General features: G+C 38.6%; 23 protein-coding genes and 1 pseudogene. 8 read left to right on the forward strand and 16 right to left on the reverse strand.

Features of this window, described 5'->3' with window-relative positions; translation table 11 throughout:
* Nucleotides 1–2: 2 nt before the first annotated feature.
* Together QN089_RS14330 and QN089_RS14335 are read right to left on the reverse strand one after the other, a co-directional pair.
* Nucleotides 3–1,415 carry an amino acid permease gene (locus QN089_RS14330; protein WP_285215586.1) on the reverse strand — a complete coding sequence of 471 codons (1,413 nt, stop codon included), beginning with the start codon at nt 1,413–1,415 and terminating at the stop codon, nt 3–5.
* 34 nt (nt 1,416–1,449) lie between these two features.
* Complete coding sequence (locus tag QN089_RS14335) at nt 1,450–3,222, reverse strand: oleate hydratase (RefSeq protein ID WP_285215587.1); 1,773 nt, start codon at nt 3,220–3,222, stop codon at nt 1,450–1,452.
* A 304-nt stretch (nt 3,223–3,526) separates the two neighbouring features.
* Here QN089_RS14335 and modA point away from each other — a divergent pair, with 304 nt between their 5' ends.
* Nucleotides 3,527–4,315, forward strand: coding sequence for a molybdate ABC transporter substrate-binding protein (gene modA, locus QN089_RS14340; RefSeq protein WP_068450284.1), 789 nt, complete (start codon nt 3,527–3,529; stop codon nt 4,313–4,315).
* Between the two features lie 3 nt (nt 4,316–4,318).
* Nucleotides 4,319–4,981 (forward strand): molybdate ABC transporter permease subunit, encoded by a 663-nt coding sequence (modB, locus tag QN089_RS14345; protein WP_068450283.1) that lies wholly within the window; start codon nt 4,319–4,321, stop codon nt 4,979–4,981.
* Between the two features lie 108 nt (nt 4,982–5,089).
* Here the strand turns inward: modB and moaD are convergent, their stop codons facing one another.
* From moaD to QN089_RS14370, 5 genes are read right to left on the reverse strand one after another with little or no spacing between them, the layout of a single operon-like run.
* Nucleotides 5,090–5,323, reverse strand: coding sequence for a molybdopterin converting factor subunit 1 (moaD, locus tag QN089_RS14350; RefSeq protein WP_121177694.1), 234 nt, complete (start codon nt 5,321–5,323; stop codon nt 5,090–5,092).
* 1 nt (nt 5,324) lies between these two features.
* Nucleotides 5,325–5,789: a molybdenum cofactor biosynthesis protein MoaE gene (locus QN089_RS14355; RefSeq protein ID WP_285215588.1), complete on the reverse strand. Its 465-nt coding sequence runs from the start codon at nt 5,787–5,789 to the stop codon at nt 5,325–5,327.
* The gene (gene mobB, locus QN089_RS14360; protein WP_350310898.1) at nt 5,776–6,303 is read right to left on the reverse strand and encodes a molybdopterin-guanine dinucleotide biosynthesis protein B; all 528 of its coding nucleotides are present in this window, start codon (nt 6,301–6,303) and stop codon (nt 5,776–5,778) included. The genes QN089_RS14355 and mobB overlap by 14 nt, the downstream gene beginning before the upstream one ends.
* On the reverse strand, nt 6,270–7,562 hold the full coding sequence (locus QN089_RS14365) for a molybdopterin molybdotransferase MoeA (protein ID WP_285215590.1): 1,293 nt from the start codon (nt 7,560–7,562) through the stop codon (nt 6,270–6,272). The genes mobB and QN089_RS14365 overlap by 34 nt, the downstream gene beginning before the upstream one ends.
* A 12-nt stretch (nt 7,563–7,574) precedes the next feature.
* Nucleotides 7,575–8,591, reverse strand: coding sequence for a MoeB/ThiF family adenylyltransferase (locus tag QN089_RS14370; protein ID WP_087681019.1), 1,017 nt, complete (start codon nt 8,589–8,591; stop codon nt 7,575–7,577).
* 95 nt (nt 8,592–8,686) lie between these two features.
* On the opposite strand from QN089_RS14370, the gene QN089_RS14375 reads away from it, so the two are divergent.
* Genes QN089_RS14375 through moaC form a run of 3 tightly spaced genes read left to right on the forward strand, consistent with a single transcriptional unit; the run spans nt 8,687 to nt 10,236 of the window.
* Nucleotides 8,687–9,181 (forward strand): MogA/MoaB family molybdenum cofactor biosynthesis protein, encoded by a 495-nt coding sequence (locus tag QN089_RS14375; protein WP_087681018.1) that lies wholly within the window; start codon nt 8,687–8,689, stop codon nt 9,179–9,181.
* Entirely contained in the window at nt 9,178–9,750 is a 573-nt protein-coding gene (mobA, locus tag QN089_RS14380; protein ID WP_285215591.1) for a molybdenum cofactor guanylyltransferase, read from the forward strand. Before QN089_RS14375 ends, mobA begins: the two co-directional genes overlap by 4 nt.
* 3 nt (nt 9,751–9,753) lie before the next feature.
* Entirely contained in the window at nt 9,754–10,236 is a 483-nt protein-coding gene (gene moaC / locus QN089_RS14385) for a cyclic pyranopterin monophosphate synthase MoaC (RefSeq protein WP_121177706.1), read from the forward strand.
* A 41-nt stretch (nt 10,237–10,277) separates the two neighbouring features.
* On the opposite strand, the gene QN089_RS14390 is transcribed toward moaC, so the two are convergent.
* From QN089_RS14390 to QN089_RS14405, 4 genes are read right to left on the reverse strand one after another with little or no spacing between them, the layout of a single operon-like run.
* Complete coding sequence (locus QN089_RS14390) at nt 10,278–11,060, reverse strand: formate/nitrite transporter family protein (protein WP_285215592.1); 783 nt, start codon at nt 11,058–11,060, stop codon at nt 10,278–10,280.
* A 29-nt stretch (nt 11,061–11,089) separates the two neighbouring features.
* Complete coding sequence (gene moaA, locus QN089_RS14395) at nt 11,090–12,106, reverse strand: GTP 3',8-cyclase MoaA (RefSeq protein WP_068450264.1); 1,017 nt, start codon at nt 12,104–12,106, stop codon at nt 11,090–11,092.
* Nucleotides 12,107–12,136: 30 nt separating this feature from the next.
* On the reverse strand, nt 12,137–12,937 hold the full coding sequence (fdhD, locus tag QN089_RS14400; protein ID WP_068450262.1) for a formate dehydrogenase accessory sulfurtransferase FdhD: 801 nt from the start codon (nt 12,935–12,937) through the stop codon (nt 12,137–12,139).
* A gap of 13 nt (nt 12,938–12,950) precedes the next feature.
* A complete protein-coding gene (locus QN089_RS14405) occupies nt 12,951–13,298 on the reverse strand; it encodes a Na-translocating system protein MpsC family protein (protein WP_068450260.1) in 348 nt (115 codons plus the stop codon).
* Nucleotides 13,299–13,869: 571 nt separating this feature from the next.
* Here QN089_RS14405 and fdhF point away from each other — a divergent pair.
* From fdhF to QN089_RS14420, 3 genes are read left to right on the forward strand one after another with little or no spacing between them, the layout of a single operon-like run.
* Entirely contained in the window at nt 13,870–16,806 is a 2,937-nt protein-coding gene (gene fdhF / locus QN089_RS14410) for a formate dehydrogenase subunit alpha (RefSeq protein WP_285215593.1), read from the forward strand.
* Nucleotides 16,807–16,808: 2 nt separating this feature from the next.
* A complete protein-coding gene (locus QN089_RS14415; RefSeq protein ID WP_121177714.1) occupies nt 16,809–17,285 on the forward strand; it encodes a helical membrane plugin domain-containing protein in 477 nt (158 codons plus the stop codon).
* Between the two features lie 18 nt (nt 17,286–17,303).
* Complete coding sequence (locus QN089_RS14420; protein ID WP_285215594.1) at nt 17,304–18,350, forward strand: Mrp/NBP35 family ATP-binding protein; 1,047 nt, start codon at nt 17,304–17,306, stop codon at nt 18,348–18,350.
* A 49-nt stretch (nt 18,351–18,399) separates the two neighbouring features.
* Here the strand turns inward: QN089_RS14420 and QN089_RS14425 are convergent, their stop codons facing one another.
* The 5 genes and pseudogenes from QN089_RS14425 to QN089_RS14445 all read right to left on the reverse strand — a co-directional run bounded on the left by QN089_RS14425 (nt 18,400) and on the right by QN089_RS14445 (nt 21,451).
* The gene (locus QN089_RS14425) at nt 18,400–18,693 is read right to left on the reverse strand and encodes a hypothetical protein (RefSeq protein ID WP_087681010.1); all 294 of its coding nucleotides are present in this window, start codon (nt 18,691–18,693) and stop codon (nt 18,400–18,402) included.
* Between the two features lie 107 nt (nt 18,694–18,800).
* Nucleotides 18,801–19,124 (reverse strand): annotated as a pseudogene (locus QN089_RS14430) (VOC family protein); the annotation flags it as partial.
* Between the two features lie 62 nt (nt 19,125–19,186).
* A complete protein-coding gene (locus tag QN089_RS14435; RefSeq protein WP_285215595.1) occupies nt 19,187–20,350 on the reverse strand; it encodes an iron-containing alcohol dehydrogenase in 1,164 nt (387 codons plus the stop codon).
* A gap of 132 nt (nt 20,351–20,482) precedes the next feature.
* The gene (locus QN089_RS14440; RefSeq protein WP_285215596.1) at nt 20,483–21,103 is read right to left on the reverse strand and encodes a hypothetical protein; all 621 of its coding nucleotides are present in this window, start codon (nt 21,101–21,103) and stop codon (nt 20,483–20,485) included.
* A gap of 60 nt (nt 21,104–21,163) precedes the next feature.
* Complete coding sequence (locus QN089_RS14445; RefSeq protein ID WP_285215597.1) at nt 21,164–21,451, reverse strand: hypothetical protein; 288 nt, start codon at nt 21,449–21,451, stop codon at nt 21,164–21,166.
* Between the last annotated feature and the right edge of the window lie 13 nt (nt 21,452–21,464).

A 21,464-nucleotide genomic window follows, 5' to 3' on the forward strand; every position in this document is an offset into this window, starting at 1 on the left:
ATTTACACATCCTTTACTTGTTTATATTTCATATAGAAATGGTAAAAAACAAATGGAATTGCAACAGTTATGATGAAGCCTACAGTCAATGTCAAAATATAAGTGGACCCTTGAGTACCCTTCAATTCACTCGGTATGATGAAGGCTGAGACAATAGCTAAAATCGACAAAATCAAACCACTTGAAGCGACAATTATTTTTGAGATATGGCCTCCGGGAACATTATAAGAGCGTTCCAATCCTTTGTTTTTTGCTTTTAAAATTAATAAGAAGTAACTAATAAACAACATGACATAGGCAACTAAGTAGATAATAACCGTTAAAGAGATTGCGGTTAAAAATGATACATTATTGCCACCACCACCAAATGTTAAGATAGCAGTCCATATGCTTACTAAAAGACCTTGCAAATAAATTAGGGGTACAGGTACTTCATTTTTATTGGTCTTCTTAAAATAAGCTGGTAGCAAACCTTTTTGTGCTACAAAATGAAGTCCTTCAGTAGGACTAACAATCCATGAACTTACTTGTGCGAGTACACCAATTGTTAAAAGAATGGCTGCTACTTTTACGAAGATGCCTAGCTCAGGATGTCCTGTTAAAACAAGCGTTTCAAAAGCCTGTACAACTCCTGAATTCAAAGATAACTTGTCACTTGGTACAACCATTGATACAACACTACCACCAATGGTGCTTAGAACAACTCCTGCAATAACGAGATAAATCATAATTTTCGGGTAATTCTTCTTCGGATCATCAAGTTGTTTGATATGCGGTGCAGATGCCTCTACACCCATATATGCCAACATGAAAGATACAAGTGCCGCAAAGTCTGTTTGGTTTTTTGGGAAGAATCCATTCTTTGTAAAGGAACTCGCAATTTCGTGTCCATTATTAAAATATTGAATCGATAAAACGAGTAAAAGAACTACTGGAATAATAATCCCTACAAAAAAACCTACTTTTGCAAGACGTGCTGTTAGTTGCGTTCCTCTAAATTGTAAAAATGTACAAGCCCAGAAAATAAGTAAAACTGCGATAAATTTATAAACTGGATTTTGATTTATAGCATTAAAATCTAATGCATATGCTAATGCACCAATAATGAAGTAAATCATCGTTACAAATCCAACCGTAATTTGAAACCACTGAAAGAAAATAGCCGCAAATCCAAAACGTTCGCCCATCATACGACTAACCCAAATGAATAAACCACCGTCCTGATTTCCTTTTACCGTAGCTAGCTCTGCTGAGCAGAGCGCTACTGGTAAAAACCAAAAAATACCGCAAAGGAGTAAATAAAAGACAAGCATGACACCTGACTCAGCGAATGTTGGATATTCGTACACCGTTATAAATAACGATGCGGTCATCGCAAAGAACCCAAACTTTGATATACTGCGTTTTTGTGTCATTCCATTACTCCCGTCTGTTTAAATATAAGAAAATCTATAGAAGTCCCGAATCTTCTAAAAGTTCTTCAATGAACGTATCTTTAATTTTCTTTAATTCATGCTTTGCCAACATGCCTTCTAAAATTGGAACTTTCATATCGCGAATACCTTTTTTATCATTTAAATAATAAGAGGCGCGCAGCAACATACGAATGTCATATGAAGAAGCGAATACTTCTGGTACGCCACGTTCAATATCTAGGAATGTGTAAACTGCTTCCATCGCTGTACGAACAGAATATTCTGTTGTAAATACCGTATCGCGTTCTGTTTCTGCAAAGTTACCGATGAACGCTAAGTTTTTAGATCCTTTGGGAACAACGAGTGGACGATCACCTAATGCACGTGGCATGAAGTAAGACGTAATATATGGCATGTAACATGGGACTGTATTACATGAGTTACGTGCTAAATCTTCAATTTCATTCACTGGTACACCCATGTGGTATAACCATTCACATGCAATTTCCATACCTGTACATTCTGTAATTGGTTTTTTAATATAGTTACCTGGTTGATCTGAAATCAATGCATATACCCAAACGACTAATTCGTCTTTTGACTGTGCTTTAAAATGTGGCTGTCGATTTAATGTATAACTCATTTTCCAATTAGAGTCTTTAGCATGAACAATACCACCTGTTACAACTTTACCTGCATAGGGATCACGTTTACTAATTCTCTCAATATATGGTGCTACTTTATCATCTAATGTTGTAACGGTTGCTGATACAAACCAACTTGCCTTAGGGATATTTTTGTAGAATTTTTCAGGATATCCAAAGTCCGCATCCTGTGCAGCTAAATTTTTCCACAAGTCCCATCCACCGCTTGTTTTATATGTTGGCGGTGCGGGTTCGTCTTGTGTTCCATATGTTGAACTATCTGTGATTGAACCATTCGTTACAAATACAAGGTCGTCTTCACTTAATTGAACGACTTGCTCTTCACCTTTTACTGTAAGATGAAGTTCTTTTGCAACCTTCTCTAGACCACCTTTACTCATCATCACATTTTTTACTACTGTGTCATATTGGAAATGAACACCTTGTTCTTTTAAATAATTCATTAACGGTAAAACTAGCGATTCATATTGATTATATTTAGTGAATTTTAATGAGGAGAAATCTGCGAGGGCATCAATATGGTGAATAAAGCGCATGAGGTAGCGACGCATTTCCATTGCAGAGTGCCATTCTTCAAAGGCAAACATTGTGCACCAATACGTCCAGAAGTTTGATTCAAAAAACTCTTTAGAAAAAACATCTGTAATTTTTTTATTTTGTAAGTTTTCTTCTTTTTGAAGGCATAAATGTAAAATCTCTTTAACGGATTTTTCGCTTAACGTGAATTGACCGTCTGTTGGATAACGTTCACCTTTTTTATGAATAATACGACAATGAGATGAGTTTGGATCATCTTTATTCAACCAGTAGAATTCATCAAGTACAGAAGCATTCTCTACTTCAAGTGAAGGGACAGAGCGGAACAAATCCCATAAACATTCAAAATGCGCTTCCATTTCACGACCGCCACGAATAACAAATCCAGCATCAGGACGATCAATGCCATCCAGTGATCCTCCTGGTATCGAGAGTTCCTCTAAAATATGAATACGCTCTCCCGGTACTTGACCGTCGCGCACTAAAAATGCTGCGGCTGCTAAAGATGCTAACCCTGAACCAACTAAATAAGCGGATACGCGATCGGCTCTTTCTGGTTTTCTCGGTCGTGCAAATGCTTCATAGTTACCATTACTTCTATACATAGTTGATTCCTCCCAAATTACATGTGTAGTCTTTTGTTAAAAAAACAGTCTACCAACTGCCTCTTCGGGTGACGAACAATCGGGCTGATTTTTGTCATTTAAAAACCAACCACTCTACCACAATCCGTTCCCCCTATTCCATAACTTTAACCATTTTTAGCCGATTCAATTTTCCATATCCATTAAAAAATTACACCCTTTAAAGAACCAAAACAAGAAGAATAAACCACCTTCCAATTTTAGTTATAAATGATTATAATGAGGGTGTCTTGTTATAACGAGCTATAAAAGGAGTTCATTCATAATGAAAAAGATTTATAGTTTAGTTACAACCTTATTGTTACTCGCACTACTGACCGCTTGTTCGAATACAGAGACTTCGAAAGAATCTTCATCTAAGCAGCCAGTCGACCTTACTGTGTCAGCTGCCGCTAGTTTGCAGGATGCTTTAGTGGAACTTCAAAAAACATATGAGAAGGAACACACAGATGTCAACGTACAGTTCAACTTTGGTGGGTCTGGTGCTTTAAAACAACAAATTGCGCAAGGAGCACCTGTTGATGTATTCTTTTCAGCAGCTTCAGAACCATTCGATGCATTAGTACAGAGTGGTGATATTGAAAAATCCAAGCAAGTGAACTTATTAGCCAATGAATTAGTTTTAATTACACCAAAAGATACAAACAACAATATTCAGTCTTTTAAAGACTTAACAACAGCAAAAAAAATTGCACTTGGTACACCTGAATCTGTACCTGCTGGGCAATACGGTCGCGAAACGCTTGAAGCTTTAAAGCTTTGGACAAGCGTAAAAGACAAAATCGTCTACACAAAAGATGTACGCCAAGTCTTAACCTATGTAGAATCGGGTAATGTAGATGCTGGTCTTGTTTATGAAACAGATGCGCGTACTTCCGACAAAGCTCAATTAGTTGCGACTGCTAAAAGTGATACACACCAGCCCATTATCTATCCTGTTGGAATCATTAAAGACAGTAAACATCCAAAAGAAGCACAAGCTTTTTATGATTTCTTACAAAGTGATGAAGCGATGAAAACATTCGAAAAATACGGGTTCAAAGGAGCGAAATAGTGTATGAATACGGACATTTGGACGCCACTCAAGCTGTCGCTACAAGTTGCATGCATCGCGAGTATTGTCGTCCTTATTGTCGGTATTTTGCTGGGCAAATGGATGGCACATCGGCAGTTTCGTGGGAAGGTACTCTTTGAGACACTCCTTCTACTCCCACTTGTGTTACCACCTACTGTTGTCGGCTTTTTACTCATTGTCATCTTCGGAAAAAACAGTTTTGTCGGTGACGCAATTGAATGGCTCTTTCACGCACCCATTATTTTCACGTTTTGGGCAGCTGTTCTGTCCTCGATTGTCGTCGCATTCCCATTAATGTATCAATCGACAAAAACAGGTTTTGAAGGTGTCAGTCGTGATATTGAAAATGCTGCGCGTGTAGACGGTGCAAGTGAATGGAAAGTCTTGCTATTCATCTCCATTCCACTTGCTGCCAAAGCCATTATATCGGGTGGTATTTTAAGCTTTGCGCGTGCATTAGGTGAATTTGGTGCTACATTAATGTTTGCAGGGAATATTCCTGGTAAAACACAGACTGCACCACTTGCCATCTATACTGCAATTGACTCAGGGAATATGAGTGTTGCATGGACACTCGTCATTTGTATGGTAGTCATCTCATTCATCATGTTACTCTGTGTTCATCTCATTCGAGTTGATGCATAGACAAAACATGTCACTTTTTTAGCGTTTGAAACAAAAAACTGGAACCGCGCCAAAGCGCGATTCCAGTTTTTCTTATGTTTATATACATGCATGCCCAGACTATTTTATTTAGCCGCCACTAATCGGTGGAATAAATGCTACTTGGTCCCCTTCATTGACAATTGTTTGGTCGCGCGCAAATTCTTCATTCACAGCTGTCATTACCTGTCCTAAAGAGAGTAATGGATACTCTTTCTCTAACCAAGTTTTCACTTCTGCCACTGTTTTCCCTTCTAATGGCACTTCCATCTGTGATTGCCCCATACTTTCTTGTAATTGTGCAAAGAATAAAATCGAAATCATCTTATTCCGCCTCCTCTGGTCGTCCGTTTGGATACGGTACATTTTCTAGTTGGTCTCCAATCCAAGCAGTCCCGTCTTCCCAATGTTCTTTTTTCCAAATCGGAACAATTTGTTTAATACGTTCAATCGCAAATTCATTCGCTTCATAGGCAACTTTACGATGTGGCGAAGATACTGCGATCACTACTGCAATATCTGAAATCGCTAATAACCCGACACGATGCGAAATCGCTAATCGTACATCTGGCCACTGTTCTAAAATTTCATGTTCGATTTGTTCGAACATTTTAATCGCCATTGGTGCATAGGCTTCGTATTGCAGTGACAATGTTTTTTTCCCTTTTGTCATCTCTCGAACCGTACCGATAAATAATGTAACTGCTCCTGCGTTACGATCCATCACCTTTGCACGCATCGCTTCTACATCAATTGGTTGGTCTACAATCTCAAACTTATTCTCCTGCATGTTCAAACCTCATTTCCTTACATAAAAATGCTAGATAATCCTCTTTTGCGTCAATTGAAAAAGTAGGATAATCCGTTGGTAATTCACCTGTATAAGTCGGCCAATACAGCACACACATAATCTCATGTAACTCCGTCAATAACTCATAATCTTCTTCCATCTGTAAGATGACGATTTTCGGGTAAGAAGCATGTTTATACCCTTCAATTAAAATTAAATCAATCGGAAAATGCTGATATAAATCAAGGATATCTTCTAAATTCCATTGGTCTCTTTTGGCACTTAACCGTAGAACCCCACCACCTTCTACTGCTGCCACTGCTGCACCTGCTCGTTCATGGCGCATGCTATCTTTTGAACTTTCTACATCAGGAATACCGCCATGCCCATGATGTTTGATTGTTGCTACACGTAATTCAGTCGCGGTGGCTTCTCGAATGAGTTGTTCCATCAATGTTGTCTTACCGCTATTTTGATACCCTACAACTTGGAGTATTTTTTGATATTGTCCCATGGCCATTCACTTCCCTGTACATCTTCTAACAGTAAAACATCTACTGGCATATCTTTTTCATAACCTCTCGAACCACCCGGCAATACGATGAACGCATTCGCAGTTGCTAAAGAAGATACCGCACTCGATTTATTAAAACCAGATGGTGTCGCTACTAATTGACCATCATTATAATGCAGCGTCGCTCGAATAAAGCGCGTAAATGGATTCGCTTTCGTAAAGTCCTCACCTAATATCGCTTTTTCTCTACGTAAATGTGGTGTTGGACTACCAAAGCTTTTTCGAATAATTGGACGAGTGAATAATTCAAATCCAACATAACAAGCCGATGGATTACCGGATAAACCATAGAGTAGCTGACCATCTAAAGCTGCAACAGTTGTTACGCTCCCTGGTCGCATCGCCACTTTATTGAATAGAACGGTTGCACCAATCGCTTCATAAATCGCTGGTAAATAGTCGTAATCTCCCACTGATACGCCACCTGTTGTAATTAAGATATCCACTTGTGATAAAGCTTTTTTCACTTCTTCAATACATACATCTAAATCATCACTAAACTGCCCGAAGTATTTCGCAGTTGCGCCTGCTCGCTCAATTTGCGCCATGATCATGTACGCATTACTATTACGAATTTTACCTGCTTGAAGCGGTTCATTCGGTTCAAGTAATTCGCTACCTGTTGCAATTACACCGACCACAGGCTTTTTAAAAACAGGTACTTCCGCATAACCAAATGTCGCGAGTAATGCGATCACACCTGGGTTAATAAATTGTCCTTTTTGAATGAGCACTTCACCTTTTCGAACATCTTCACCTTGATATGAAATATTCGTGCCTGCTTCATACGAACGGTTAATCGACATATACGTTTGTCCATCCCGTACTTCGTCTTTTGTTAGTTCCAACATCACAACAGCATCACAGCCTTTTGGAATCGGGGCGCCGGTCATAATACGCACTGCTTCAAAAGCTTGTACTTCCTGTTCATACACAAAGCCCGCACCAATCTCACCAACTACTTTGAATGATACTGGTGTTTCTTTTGTCGCTTTTTGACTATCCACTGCACGAATCGCAAAACCATCATAAGGAGAACGATCAAAAGAAGGGACATCTTGGTCTGCAGCAAGATTTTCTGCCAAGAAGCGTTCATTCGCCTCTATGAGTGGAACCCATTCTACTTTTTCTGTATAAGCATAGTCCATCACACGTTTAACTGCTTCTGAAACAGCAATCGGATTTCTTTTCTCTACCATATTGAACACTCCTTATCCTAGTAATTGATAATAAATTTTTTTTGCTTGTTGCGGGTCTTGTACACCATGAATGACGACGCGACCATCTTGGAATAAAACAAAGCGATATGTATCCGTTTGATACGATAATAAATACGGATTACACTGCACATTCCCTTGTTTTTCAAGTTTAGACTGTAGTGCTTGAAAATCATATTGAATCGCTTTTGGCGGACGAATTTGAACTGCATCGCGCCCACATAAAACATCTAATTTCGTCTGATTTTCGTAGGCTAAGTAAGGATGTGTGGCTTGTTCTCCACAACATGGACACGCGGTATTTTGCATCTTCTCCACATTAATTTCAAAATGTTGATTTTGCCAAACATCAAATGTTTTATATTTGCGGTTCACTGCTTCTATATTCCCCGTTAATATTTTCAGTGTTTCAGCTACTTGGTATGCTGCTACAATTTGCACTGCTGGACTAATAATTCCTGCCGTATCACAGGTCATCGTCGTTTTAGGAATGACGTCAACTAAACAGTAAAAACAAGGAGTTTCGTCTGGAATAACCGTATAAGTTGCACCATAGCTACTCACACACGAACCATACACCCAAGGAATTTTATATTTAGCACTAATATCATTTAAGATAAAACGAATATCAAAATTGTCAGTCGCATCAATTAAGACATCTACTGTTTCAACGAGTGTTGGCAGTAATTCGCTCGAGGCATCTGCAATATGCGCTTCGATTTCTACATCCGAATTAATCGCTTGTAAACGTGATTTAGCTGCAATCACTTTCGGAAGTTTTTCAGCTGCATCTGCTTCTGTATAAAGTTGTTGTCTTTGTAAATTGCTCCATTCGACATAGTCGCGGTCAATTAACGTTAATTTCCCTACACCAGCACGCGTTAATGCCTCTGCACTCGCACTTCCTAATGCGCCAACACCGACAATTAACACATGTTTTTCACTTAATAATTGTTGTCCTTTTTCACCAATTGGGCGAAATAATTCTTGTCTTGAGTAACGGTCATTCATGACGACTCGCCACCTTTCTCTTACAATTTTTGTTTGACGTTTTTATTTATAGCTTTATAATAAGACTCAAAATACGCACAAGGAGGTCGCTGTCTTTGCACCCTACACATCAAGAAGTAGCGATTCACGCAGCCATCTTAACGGTTAGTGATACGCGAACGAAGGATACCGATACCGGCGGACAATTAATTCATACACTGTTACAAGATGCAAAATTTGAAGTTGCCGACTATGTAATCGAACGCGACGAACCCATTCAAATACTCGAACATGTACGCCAATGGTCTGCTCAAGAACACATCAATACCATTATTATTACAGGTGGCACTGGATTTTCACAACGCGATCAAACATATGATGCGATTACACCTCTTTTTGAAAAAGAGATGATCGGCTTTGGTGAGCTATTCCGTTCATTAAGCTATGACGAAATTGGTCCAAAAGCGATGTTCAGCCGAGCTACTGCTGGTTGCTTTAAACAGACAGCCATCTATGTCATACCTGGTTCAAAAAATGCAGTCAATCTAGCCATGCAAAAACTCATTTTGCCTACTGTACAACACTTCGTAGGGGAGTTGCACCGCATATGAATATTGCAGGTGTCGTATTAGCTGGCGGACAGTCCTCTCGCTTTGGTCGTCCTAAAATGTTTGAACCCTTACATGATGTACCACTTTATCAATATAGTCTTCAATCCTTGAAAGAAAATCAATTATCACGTTATATTATCGCAACAAATGATGATTTATTCCCCTTCTTTCAACCAGATGAACAACTGACATTTCTCATTGAAAAAACAAAACATCAAGGACCTCTTTTCGTACTACATGAACTGCTTCAAACATTCAAAGAAGTCGATTGGTTCTTTTTAATCGCAGCAGATATGCCTTACATGACAGCTGACTTTGTTCAAAAAATGTTGCATGAGATAGACGAATCATACGACGCCATCATTCCAAAACAACATGAACGCATCCAGCCACTCGCTGGTTTATACCATCGAAAGATTTTTAAAAAAACCGCGGAACTCATCGCACAAGAGCGACGAAGTATGAAGGCTTTGCTCGACCTCATCCACGTTCATTACGTTCCATTCTCGGATAACGAGCGTGTATTTACAAATATTAACTACGAACAAGATTTACCAAAAGGAGATTAACTTATGACAAACTTTACACATTGGAACGACGAAGGTAGACCGAAAATGGTCGATATTTCAGATAAAGATATTTCAAAACGTACAGCGATTGCACGCAGTACAATTACACTATCCGACGAAGTGTACGAAGCCATTCAAAATGGCGGTATTAAAAAAGGTGATCCAACACAAGTGGCACAAATCGCTGGAATTATGGGTGCAAAGAAAACGTCCGATATAATCCCGATGTGTCACCCTATTATGTTACAAGGTACAGATTTTACATTCGATTATCAAAAAGCAGAACAAGGCTATGAACTGCATATCGAAGTAGCAGTCAAATGTAGCGGTAAAACAGGTGTTGAGATGGAAGCACTGACAGCTGTTTCGATTGCGGCACTGACATTCTACGATATGTGTAAAGCAGTTGATAAATCGATGGTGATTAAAGAAACCTATTTAGTTCAAAAAACGGGTGGTAAAAGCGGCGTTTATAACCATCAATAAAAAGAGAGAGGCAAAGGTGAAATACCTTGCCCCTTTTTTATTTATTTTGCTGCTGCTTTTTTCTTGTTGTACGCTACAAAGTAGATTGCACCAACAAAGATTGCGCCACCCACTGCATTACCTAAAAATGCTGGTACAACATTTGAAACTAAGTCTGCCCATGTTGCATGTCCTGCGAAAATAGCTGCTGGAATAACGAACATATTGGCAACAACGTGTTGGAAACCAAGTGTAACGAATGCCATGACTGGGAACCAAATACCAACGATTTTCCCGATGAAGTCTTGTGCACCGAATGATAGCCATACAGCTAAACATACTAACCAGTTACAACCGATTCCTGATACGAATGTATGTAGGAATGAATCCCCAATTTTAGCGTCTGCGACAGCAATTGTCTTATCTAAAAATGGACCTGTCTCTGTTAATCCTAAAAAATGACCGAAAGCAAATGCCACAAATAAAGCACCTAATAAGTTGGCTAGTGTTACCCAGAACCAGTTAATACATAATTGCGTGAATGTGATTTTTCTTGCGTATAATGCTAAAGGTACGGTCATCATATTACCAGTGATTAAATCAGCCCCTGCTAATAAGACAAGAATCAAACCAAGTGGGAAGACAGAAGCTCCAATTAATGTGATGAAGCTTCCCCACTCTGCTGGCATAGCTGCCATAACACGAATATCTAATAAAAATCCTAATGCGATAAATGCGCCGCCTAAAAAACCAAGAACGAGCATTTTTTTGATTGGTGATGCGACTTTCTCGACACCAACATTTACAGCAATTTCTGCAATTTCTGCAGGTTTATTAAAACTCATGACTTCTTACATCTCCTCAAATTTGTACATTATCCACCAATATGAGACATCTCGATTTTATGTTTCTTTCTCTCTTTCATCGTCTGCTCATTTCGTTCATCTGAATAACGATCGATTCTGTTTTCCCAAACACGTGAAATCTGTTTTAATACGATTTCATCATCTTCTTCATTGCGAATTAAGTCTCGTAAATCCGTTCCTTTTGTCGCAAATAAACATGTGTATAACTTCCCTTCAGCCGAAATACGCGCGCGTGAACATGTAGAGCAAAACGAGTCGGTAACGGATGATATGACACCAATCTCTGTCTTTTGATCTGCGTATTCAAAGCGGGATGCGACCTCCCCTTTATAGTTCGGGTCAATCGGTTGAATGGGCGAAAAAGCATTTACTTTTTCAACAATCTCTTTTTTCGAAACAACATCATCTAAACGCCAGCCGTTTGAATTTCCGACATCCATATATTCAATATAGCGAAGAATATGTTGTCTCTCCTTGAAGAAAGCAGCCATCTGTTCAATATCTTGATCATTGACCCCCTTCTTCACAACCATATTAATCTTCACTTGAAGTCCTACTTCAGCGGCTTTTTCAATACCTTCTAAAACAGTTTTCACTCGACCACGTCGACCATTCATCTCAAAGAATCGATCCTCATCTAATGAATCCAAGCTAATCGACACTCTTTGTAAACCTGCATCTTTTAAAGGTTGGGCGAATTTTTTTAATAGTGTCCCGTTCGTCGTCATCGCAATATCTTTCACGCCTTCTACAGCGTCAATCATGTGAATAAGTGTAGGTAAGTCTTTTCGTAATAAAGGTTCTCCACCTGTAATCCGAATTTTTTCAACTCCGAGCGATACAAATACTTTTACCAGTCTTTGAATTTCTTCAAAACTGAGGATTTTATCGTGTGGTAAAAAGGCATAATCAGGTCCAAATACTTCTGCTGGCATACAGTAGCTACAACGAAAATTACAACGATCTGTTACGGATATTCGTAAATCCCTAAGCGGTCTTTGAAGTTGGTCTTTAACATGATTCATATGAAATTCCTCCTTCTTTTTTCATCCAAATTAACATTCGTCTTGTAATTGAATGCGTTCTTGATGTGTATATACATTCATTCCCTCTTTTCGAATGAAGCCTACTGTTGTAATACCTAAATGGTCTGCTAATTCTAAAGCCAAAGCTGTTGGTGCAGATTTTGATAAGACGATTTCACAGCCAATTTTTGATACTTTCAGTAAAATTTCTGAAGAGATGCGTCCGCTGAATACAATGATTTTATCTTGCATCGAGATTTGATTACGTAGGCAATAACCATAAATTTTATCGAGTGCATTATGACGACCGATGTCCATACGACTTAATACGATACCTGAAGCATCACAGAGTGCAGCATTATGCACGCCGCCTGTTTCCTGAAAAATTGTCGCATCATTTTGCATGTTGTGCATAAGACGATGACATTCTTCTGGTGTAACGCGCACATGTACTTCTTCCATCTTCTTTGCCACTAAAGCATCATTCGCAAAGACAAACCCTTGACGACTGGCACCACAACACGATGTAATGTAGCGCTTATTTTGCATCTGTTGGAAATATGGATTGACGCGTTTCGTTTTCACATGTACAAATCCTTCTTTCTCTTGATGCCAAATTTGTTCGATATCATCAAAATCTCGAATGACACGTTCAGAAGCTAGATAACCAATAACCATATCTTCTACATATTCAGGTGTACAAACCATCGTGACAAATTCTTCTTGGTTTACTTTTACAGTAACCGCGTATTCTGTCACAATCGTATCTTCCATTTCTTTCGCATTATTTCCCACAATACGAAGAACATTTCTTTTTACTGTGTTTTCCATCTGGCATCTCCCTCTACTCCGTAATATTGTCCTCAAAGACAAAAACAGAGATGGCAATATCCTCTTCAATTTTAATATCAGAGAAAAGGTGAACAAGCTTAGAGCCAACTAACTCCTCCATGCCATCAGGTGTTTTTTCAGCATATAAATCTTGAATCATCGAAGTTCTCGCAGCGTGAACCATTTTAAGTCCTTCTGGTGAATTTGCGATGAATTTTTCCGTTGGTGTGATATTTCCCACCAATGTCGATACTGCCATATTCTCCACAAAAACGGTGTGAATTCGTTCTGGACCTTTACCGAATAAATCCTTTCGTAGCTTACGAATAATATCATTAAACGCATGAATTTTTTGAGACATATTAACCATTCTCCTCACATGTTTTTACTTGATTTTACCATTTCAACGACGAGCCCACCCTTACAATTGGTTAATGATAAAGCAACTCCTCAGAAATTTAAAGAGCTTTTTTTATTGATAATAATTCTCAATAAAGAATATTTCTCGGATGATGTTGTATAATTTAGTCAATAGGTCTATAATTGTGTCAGTTATATGGATTTTTCTTTTCGTTATGATTTTTGGGATTTTCTTATTCCATTCGAATGGGTAAATGCTATTTTTCTTAACGATGAGTTAAGTCTAACAATTTAAAAAGTAGATTGGATTTTTAGCAAGAGATGCTAAGAATTTTATCCACCATGTCTAATCAACATACAAACATTTTGTGTGCTGATTCATGGTGGATTTTTTTTTACAAAGTTTCGATACACAGATCATCACTTGTTTATTTATTTTGTGAAATTTAGGGAATAGAAATACATAACAAGACAATTTTTTTAAAAAAGCTCATTTTTTCTATTCCCTCATTTTTTTCAAAATGAACGCGCTGATGATAACGTATCAAAATACAAAACGGAGGAACTAGCCCATGACACAAATCAAAATTAACGGTTTGCCTTATGACGTTGAACCAGATGCAACGATTCTTGAGACAATCAATAAATACAACATCGAACATCCACAAGTATGTTATGTACCTTCAGTTGATCCCATTAAGACATGTGATACTTGTATCGTCGAAGTAGACGGTCAACTTGTACGCTCATGTTCAACAAAAGCGGTTGACGGTATGAACATTCAACTCGACTCCCCTAATGCCAAAGGTGCACAAACAGAAGCGATGGATCGTTTACTCGAAAACCATATGCTTTATTGCACAGTTTGTGATAACAACAATGGTAACTGTACATTGCACAACACAACTGAAATGATGGGTATTGAACATCAAAAATATCCTTTCTCTCCAAAAGAAGAACCAGAGAATGCAGTAGATAGCTCTCACCCATTCTACCGTTACGATGCCAACCAATGTATCGCTTGCGGTCAATGTGTTGAAGTATGTCAAAACCTACAAGTTAACGAAACATTATCACTTGATTGGGAAGCTGAACGTCCTCGTGTTATTTGGGATGAAGGCGTCGACATCAATGATTCTTCATGTGTAAGTTGTGGTCAATGTGTAACTGTATGTCCATGTAACGCACTAATGGAAAAATCAATGCTTGGTGAAGCTGGCTTCATGACAAGTATTAAACAAGATACATTAGAACCAATGATTGATTTAATCAAAGAAGTAGAACCAGGTTATAGCGGTATTTTTGCAATTTCTGAAATTGAAGCAGCGATGCGTAGTAAACGTACAAAGAAAACAAAAACAGTTTGTACATTCTGTGGTGTCGGTTGTTCATTCGAAGTTTGGACAAAAGGTCGTAAAATCTTAAAAGTTCAACCTTCTGAAGGACCTGTTAATGCCATCTCAACTTGTGTTAAAGGTAAATTCGGTTGGGACTTCGTCAACTCAGAAGAACGTATTACAAAACCATTAATCCGTAAAAATGATGAATTCGTTGAATCATCTTGGGATGAAGCACTTGATTTAATCGCTACAAAATTAGGCGGTATCCAAAAAGAACATGGTCCTGGCTCTGTCGGATTCATCTCTTCTTCAAAAATTACAAACGAAGAAAACTACTTAATTCAAAAAATGGCACGCCAATTATTCGAAACGAATGATGTCGATAACTGCTCACGCTACTGTCAATCACCTGCTTCAGATGGTTTACAACGTACAGTTGGTATCGGTGGTGACGCAGGTACGATTAAAGATATCGCAAAAGCAGGCTTAGTTATTATCGTTGGTGCAAATCCAGCAGAGGGACACCCTGTTTTAGCAACACGCGTAAAACGTGCACATAAATTACACGGTCAAAAATTAATCGTTTCGGACGTTCGTAAAAACGAAATGGCAGAGCGCTCAGACATTTACATGCATCCAAACCAAGGCACAGACCAAGTATGGTTAATGGCTGTGACAAAATACATCATCGACCAAGGATGGCATGATGAAGCGTTCATCCAAAACAACGTGAACTTCTATGAAGAATTCAAACAAGTTCTTGATAAATACACACTTGAATACGCTGAAAAAGAAACAGGTATTTCAAAAGAGACATTAATCGAAGTAGCGAAGATGATTAAAGAAGCAGACGGTACATGTGTACTGTGGGGTATGGGTGTTACACAAAATAACGGTGGTTCTTATACTTCAGCAGCTATCTCAAACTTACTACTTGCGACAGGTAACTACCGTCGCCCAGGCGCAGGCGCTTATCCATTACGTGGTCACAATAACGTACAAGGTGCTTGTGATATGGGTACATTACCAAATGTATTACCGGGTTACCAAAAAGTAACGGACGATGCAGCGCGTCAAAAATTCGAAGAAGCATATGGCTCAAAAATCCCAGCTGAACCAGGTCGTACAAACATGGCAATGCTGGATGCGATTACAGATGGCGATATGAAGGCGATGTATTTAGTTGGGGAAGATATGGCATTAGTAGACTGTGATTCAAACCACGTCGATTATGTATTATCACAACTTGAATTCTTCGTTGTACAAGATTGCTTCCTATCACGTACAGCTCAATATGCAGATGTCATCTTACCAGCATCTCCATCACTTGAAAAAGAAGGTACATTCACAAATACAGAACGTCGTGTTCAACGTCTATATCAAGTACTTCCATCTCTTGGCGAATCAAAACCAGACTGGGTTATTCTACAAGATGTAGCACGTCGTTTAGGTGCTGATTGGAACTACAGTCATCCAAGTGAAATCTTCGCTGAAATGGCAAGCTTAACACCATTCTTTGCACAAGCAAACTATGACGTTCTTGAAAACTGGGGTAGCTTCTGTTGGGGTAGCCTAGATGGTAAAGATACACCACTTCTTTACGAAGATGGCTTCAACTTCCCAGACAAAAAAGCACGCTTCGCATTAAATGACTGGATTCCACCAGTAGAATATGAAGCACAATATGATTGCTTAATTAATAACGGACGTATTTTAGAACACTTCCACGAAGGAAATATGACGAATAAATCACAAGGTATTCAATCAAAAGTACCTGAAATTTATGTCGAAGTATCACCTGAACTTGCAAAAGAACGTGGTATTGAAGAAGGTGCATTACTTCGATTAGTATCACCAAATGGCGCACTAAAATTACCAGCGTTAATTACAGACCGTGTACAAGGTAACGAACTATTCTTACCGATGAACTCGACAAGTAAAGATTCAGCAATCAACTTCTTAACAGGTCAAACATTAGATGTGAATACATCTACACCTGCTTATAAACAAACAAAAGTACGTGTGGAAGTTTTAAAATCAAAAGGTAAATCACCGCTTCCAAGAACAAATCCACGTTCTAAAAAACGTCATCCGCAAAACGGTGTTGAAGTACAACGTAAATGGGATCGCCCAGGTTATGTACACTTAACAACGAACGGGGGAGAATAATTATGGCTGCACCAATTAATACGATTAAAAAACAAGTTCTAACAGAAGAACAAGTAACAGAACAAAAGCTAGAAAACTTAAAGCAATTAGTGAGCGAAAACGACAGTGCCATTCAACAAATCATGCAATTGATTGGTGAACTTGATTCAATCGGCGCTTTAGACGCAGCAAACAAAATGCTTGAAGCAAAAGAAGACGTAGCAAATATCGCATTAGGTCAATTAACAAGTAAACCTGTAACGAACATCATCAATAATATGATGGGCGCTGCAGGGGCACTTGCCTCTTTAGATCCTGCTGTTACAACAAAGTTAGTAGCAGGTTTGATGAGTGGCGTGGACGAAGCGAATAAAGCAATCGCTGAACAAGATAAAATCAGCAAACTAAAACTCATCAAAATGATGAACGATCCAGATGTCAATCGCGCGATGAATTTCGGTATCCATTTCCTTAAAGGGCTTGGCAGTAATTTAAAATAGTAAGGTGGTATACCCCGTATGTTAACAAAAGAAAATGTGGTGAATGCATTAAAAGACGTGCAAGATCCTGAACTTCATAAAAGCGTTGTCGAACTAAATATGGTACGCAATGTTCAAATTGATGGTACGCATGTTTCGTTAGAAGTAGTGCTAACAATTAAAGGTTGTCCGCTAAAAGCTAAAATCCAACAAGACGTGGAAGATGCATTAAAAGCAATCGGCGCAACAGAAGTAGCATTACAATTCGGTACAATGACCGATGAAGAACGCATGGCTTTAACTGCTTCGTTAAAAACACAAAACGTCAACAAGCAAGGTATGCCGAAAATGTTAGAACCCGATTCAGGTGTACAATTTATCGCCATCACAAGTGGTAAAGGTGGCGTAGGTAAATCAACCGTAACGATTAACCTAGCGACTGCACTTGCGAGACTTGGCAAACGTGTTGGGATTGTGGACGCTGATATTTATGGCTTTAGTATTCCTGCTATGATGCGTACACAACAAAAACCAACAATGATTGACCAAACAGCGATTCCTGTAGAAGTAGCTGGCGTTAAAATTATGTCGATGGGCTTCTATACAAAAGACAATCAACCTGTGATGTGGCGTGGACCAATGCTAAATAAATGGATTCGTAACTTCCTTGTAAACACACATTGGGGCGAACTCGATTATTTACTGATTGACCTACCACCAGGAACAGGAGATGTCGCAATCGATGTCGCGGCGATGATTCCACAAGCAAAAGAAATCATCGTCACAACACCACATAACACCGCATCATACGTTGCCTCTCGTGCAGGTATGATGGCCATTCATACAAAACATGAAGTGTTAGGTGTCGTTGAAAACATGGCATACTTTGAAACACCAGATGGTCAGAAGAACTATATTCTAGGTCAAGGTGGCGGCGACAACCTTGCACGCTCACTAAAGTGTGACGTCATCGCACGCGTACCATTCGCAAAACCAGAAGAAAATCTTGGCTCATCGATTTACGATGAAGACTCTGTCGTAGGTGAAGTATTCACAAACCTTGCAGAAGACATCGTTTATGGCTAATTTAAAAACAGGCTGGAACATATACACTATGCTTCCAACCTGTTTTTTATTATTGAATGTACCCTGCTTTTCGCAACACTTGCATGAAGTAAAAGCGATATGTGTTTTGAACAAAACTCTCAAGTGATAATCCTACATTCAATTGATATTTTGAAAAGATAAAGAAGAAGCGCTTATCCCATTTTGAACGTAACAGCACACCAGCTTCTTCCCCGTACTTCTCTGTAAACTCCACAATGAGTGGTTCAATCATGACCACACAATATTCTTTTAACTTCTCTAAAGCATCCGCATCTTTTTCTTGTTGAAACTGTGTAATCCACAATTTTACTTGTTCATCCATACGTATTAAACATCCTTTTCAATCGAGTTTCTTCCTATTTAAATATTATACTATTTTTCGATTGAGAAATCTGCTCTCACTGCTGTTTAAATGTATGCCCATTAACAAACCCCAGTTAATTGCGTCTGTAGCTCTCTTACAAACTCAATCCCCTTTTCGTACGTATCACGTACATCACGCTCAAAAGCATCCGTTTGTAAAAATAAAAAGACGCGTCCACCCGACTGTCATCCGATAAAAGCTTGCTGTTCTTCATTCGAAGCACGCGCTAATAATAGATTCGTTCCATTCGAATTAGGTGGTGATACGACCACCCAACGCTTATTCTGCTCTGGTTGTTCTATATCTTCTACCAATGTAAAATGCAGTTTTTTTGTATAAAATGCAATCGCCTCATCATAATCTTTTACGACAAGTACGACATGTACAATCGATTATTTCATCTCGATTTTCCTATTAAAAAAGACTAAGGATTCCTCCTTAGCCTTCTCTCTTATAATGAACGCTTTAAAATTTCTTTTACGTCTTCTTTTGATAGTGGTACATAGCTACCGATTTTTTCAGCAACCATTGAACGCTCTGCCATTAAATCAAGCTGTGCATCATCAATATCAAAATCAGCTAATTTTGTTGGCGCACCAATTGAAGTCCAGAATTCTTGTAAAGCCGCAATCGTTTCTTTCGCAAGCTCTGCATCCGTCTTACCTGTCGCATCTAAATCAAAGACATTCTTACCTAGTTGCGCCACTTTTTCAGGTTTTTGTTCGCTAACGAATGACATCCAAGAAGGGAATAGAATCGCTAAACCGCCACCATGTGGAATATCATACACAGCAGACACCGCATGTTCAATCATATGTGTCGCCCAGTCTGTTTTTACACCCATTGATAAGACACCATTCAATGCGAATGTACTATTTAGCATCATCACTTCACGATATTCGTATGAATGTAAATCCTTCACTAATTTTGGTCCTACTTCAAGTACTGTACGCAGAATCGACTCACCAAAACGATCTTGTAGTGGTGTGTTCGTTGACGCATTGAAATATTGCTCGAATACATGCGACATCGTATCGACAATACCGTAAATTGTTTGATTCAATGGTACAGAATACGTCAATTCAGGATCTAAAATACTGAATTTCGGATACGTATGAATCGAACCGAATGAACGCTTATCATTCTCTTCCCAGTTTGTAATAACGCCACTACCATTCATTTCAGAACCTGTAGCCGCAATCGTTAATACCGTTCCAATTGGCACAGCTGATTGTGTGAATGCTTTTTTCGTTACAAGCTCCCACACATTCCCGTCATAATGCGAACCCGCTGCGATTCCTTTTGCACAGTCAATAACACTACCGCCACCAACAGCTAAAATAAAATCAAGTTCATGCTCTTTTACAAGATCAATCCCCTTTTGAACTGTTGTTAGACGTGGATTTGGTTCTACACCAGAAAGCTCGACTACCTCTTTACCAGCCTCTTTTAACTGCGCCATCACTTGGTCGTACACACCATTCTTCTTAATACTACCGCCACCGTATAATAGAAGAACGCGCTCTGCATCCGCTGGAATCTCTTGTCCTAGTGATTGAATTTGCCCCTTACCGAAAATGAGCTTCGTTGGGTTTTGATACTTAAAGTTTTCCATGCATGTTCCTCCTTGGATTCAGCTATCATTTTGAATGTACTTAGCTTACATTTTTTAACGCATGGATACAATTAATTAGCTCATTTTTTGAAAACGAGTGGTAATACATTCTCTAGAGTTGAAGGGATAATTTTATTCATCATCAAGATCTTTACCAAGAATGCTATCAACATCCATTAAAAACATTTCATATAGTGTAGTGTTTTGTATATCGTTTTCTTTTATATATTCGATCAGTACCATTAGTAAATTGTTAGGATTTCTTTTTAGAAATCCAATATCATCTGTAACATCGAGAATAGGCTCATTTAAGTAGATATGTGATTTAGGTTTAGTAAGGTATGTCCAATGTACTTGAGGGTAATTTTTAATAAGTGTTTCACCATAATAAATCGCAATATCCATTGCTAAAGCATAATCTTCTTCCTTTAATTCCACTGGATTTGCAAGAAGTCGTTCTTTTGCATCTTCAAAAGCGAAATCAGGATATTGAAGCAAATTTTCTAGTTTTGCTTCAATCTCTTCTTCAGATAGTTGATCAATCGTAATAGTTGATAGAAACCATGTAAAAAGAGGAATCAATGATTCTTTAGAGTAATCAAGCAGAATTTGTCCGTTTGACACTTGTTTTAAAATCGCCATTCGTTCTGGTATTTGTGATACATACCATTCAAAATATTGTTTCGCTTCTTTTTTATTCATCTCTTCAAAGGGTTTCATATTAAACGATGGTGTCATAGATGGATAATCCATTACATAACTCCTTTATTTTTATTGGTACTTTAAAAGGAATACGTCCTTTTCAACCTACCCTCACGATACATACTTCACTTGATTTTTCTTTTTTAGAACGAGTGGTAATACATTTAGTACAATCATACACACCGTAAAAATCCAATACACTATATGCATAGTCGGAACCACATCCGCTAAGGCGCTCATATCATTCTGACTGATCCAACCTACAATCATCGTTATAAACGAACACAGAGTTAACGCAGTTGCTGAAAGCGCCACCCACATCGCTATATAACCTCTCTTAAACTGTAAAAGCCTGATTACTGTTGCAACAAGCGCTATACTTAAAAAAATCATCTCCATGAACAATCCCTCC

Source organism: Kurthia sp. YJT4 (genome assembly GCF_030219945.1).
GTDB lineage: Bacteria > Bacillota > Bacilli > Bacillales_A > Planococcaceae > Kurthia > Kurthia gibsonii.

Bases quoted from the DNA above. Each gene is read 5' to 3' on its own strand.
- mobA (WP_285215591.1), top strand. From the start codon at position 9,178: ATGAATATTGCAGGTGTCGTATTAGCTGGCGGACAGTCCTCTCGCTTT.
- QN089_RS14435 (WP_285215595.1), bottom strand. From the start codon at position 20,350: ATGGAAAACTTTAAGTATCAAAACCCAACGAAGCTCATTTTCGGTAAG.
- modB (WP_068450283.1), top strand. From the start codon at position 4,319: ATGAATACGGACATTTGGACGCCACTCAAGCTGTCGCTACAAGTTGCA.
- QN089_RS14440 (WP_285215596.1), bottom strand. From the start codon at position 21,103: ATGGATTATCCATCTATGACACCATCGTTTAATATGAAACCCTTTGAA.
- QN089_RS14415 (WP_121177714.1), top strand. From the start codon at position 16,809: ATGGCTGCACCAATTAATACGATTAAAAAACAAGTTCTAACAGAAGAA.
- QN089_RS14420 (WP_285215594.1), top strand. From the start codon at position 17,304: ATGTTAACAAAAGAAAATGTGGTGAATGCATTAAAAGACGTGCAAGAT.
- QN089_RS14445 (WP_285215597.1), bottom strand. From the start codon at position 21,451: ATGGAGATGATTTTTTTAAGTATAGCGCTTGTTGCAACAGTAATCAGG.
- moaC (WP_121177706.1), top strand. From the start codon at position 9,754: ATGACAAACTTTACACATTGGAACGACGAAGGTAGACCGAAAATGGTC.
- QN089_RS14330 (WP_285215586.1), bottom strand. From the start codon at position 1,415: ATGACACAAAAACGCAGTATATCAAAGTTTGGGTTCTTTGCGATGACC.
- QN089_RS14405 (WP_068450260.1), bottom strand. From the start codon at position 13,298: ATGTCTCAAAAAATTCATGCGTTTAATGATATTATTCGTAAGCTACGA.
- QN089_RS14365 (WP_285215590.1), bottom strand. From the start codon at position 7,562: ATGGTAGAGAAAAGAAATCCGATTGCTGTTTCAGAAGCAGTTAAACGT.
- fdhD (WP_068450262.1), bottom strand. From the start codon at position 12,937: ATGGAAAACACAGTAAAAAGAAATGTTCTTCGTATTGTGGGAAATAAT.
- QN089_RS14370 (WP_087681019.1), bottom strand. From the start codon at position 8,591: ATGAATGACCGTTACTCAAGACAAGAATTATTTCGCCCAATTGGTGAA.
- moaA (WP_068450264.1), bottom strand. From the start codon at position 12,106: ATGAATCATGTTAAAGACCAACTTCAAAGACCGCTTAGGGATTTACGA.
- QN089_RS14355 (WP_285215588.1), bottom strand. From the start codon at position 5,789: ATGCAGGAGAATAAGTTTGAGATTGTAGACCAACCAATTGATGTAGAA.
- QN089_RS14335 (WP_285215587.1), bottom strand. From the start codon at position 3,222: ATGTATAGAAGTAATGGTAACTATGAAGCATTTGCACGACCGAGAAAA.
- fdhF (WP_285215593.1), top strand. From the start codon at position 13,870: ATGACACAAATCAAAATTAACGGTTTGCCTTATGACGTTGAACCAGAT.
- mobB (WP_350310898.1), bottom strand. From the start codon at position 6,303: ATGGGACAATATCAAAAAATACTCCAAGTTGTAGGGTATCAAAATAGC.
- QN089_RS14390 (WP_285215592.1), bottom strand. From the start codon at position 11,060: ATGAGTTTTAATAAACCTGCAGAAATTGCAGAAATTGCTGTAAATGTT.
- modA (WP_068450284.1), top strand. From the start codon at position 3,527: ATGAAAAAGATTTATAGTTTAGTTACAACCTTATTGTTACTCGCACTA.
- QN089_RS14425 (WP_087681010.1), bottom strand. From the start codon at position 18,693: ATGGATGAACAAGTAAAATTGTGGATTACACAGTTTCAACAAGAAAAA.
- moaD (WP_121177694.1), bottom strand. From the start codon at position 5,323: ATGATTTCGATTTTATTCTTTGCACAATTACAAGAAAGTATGGGGCAA.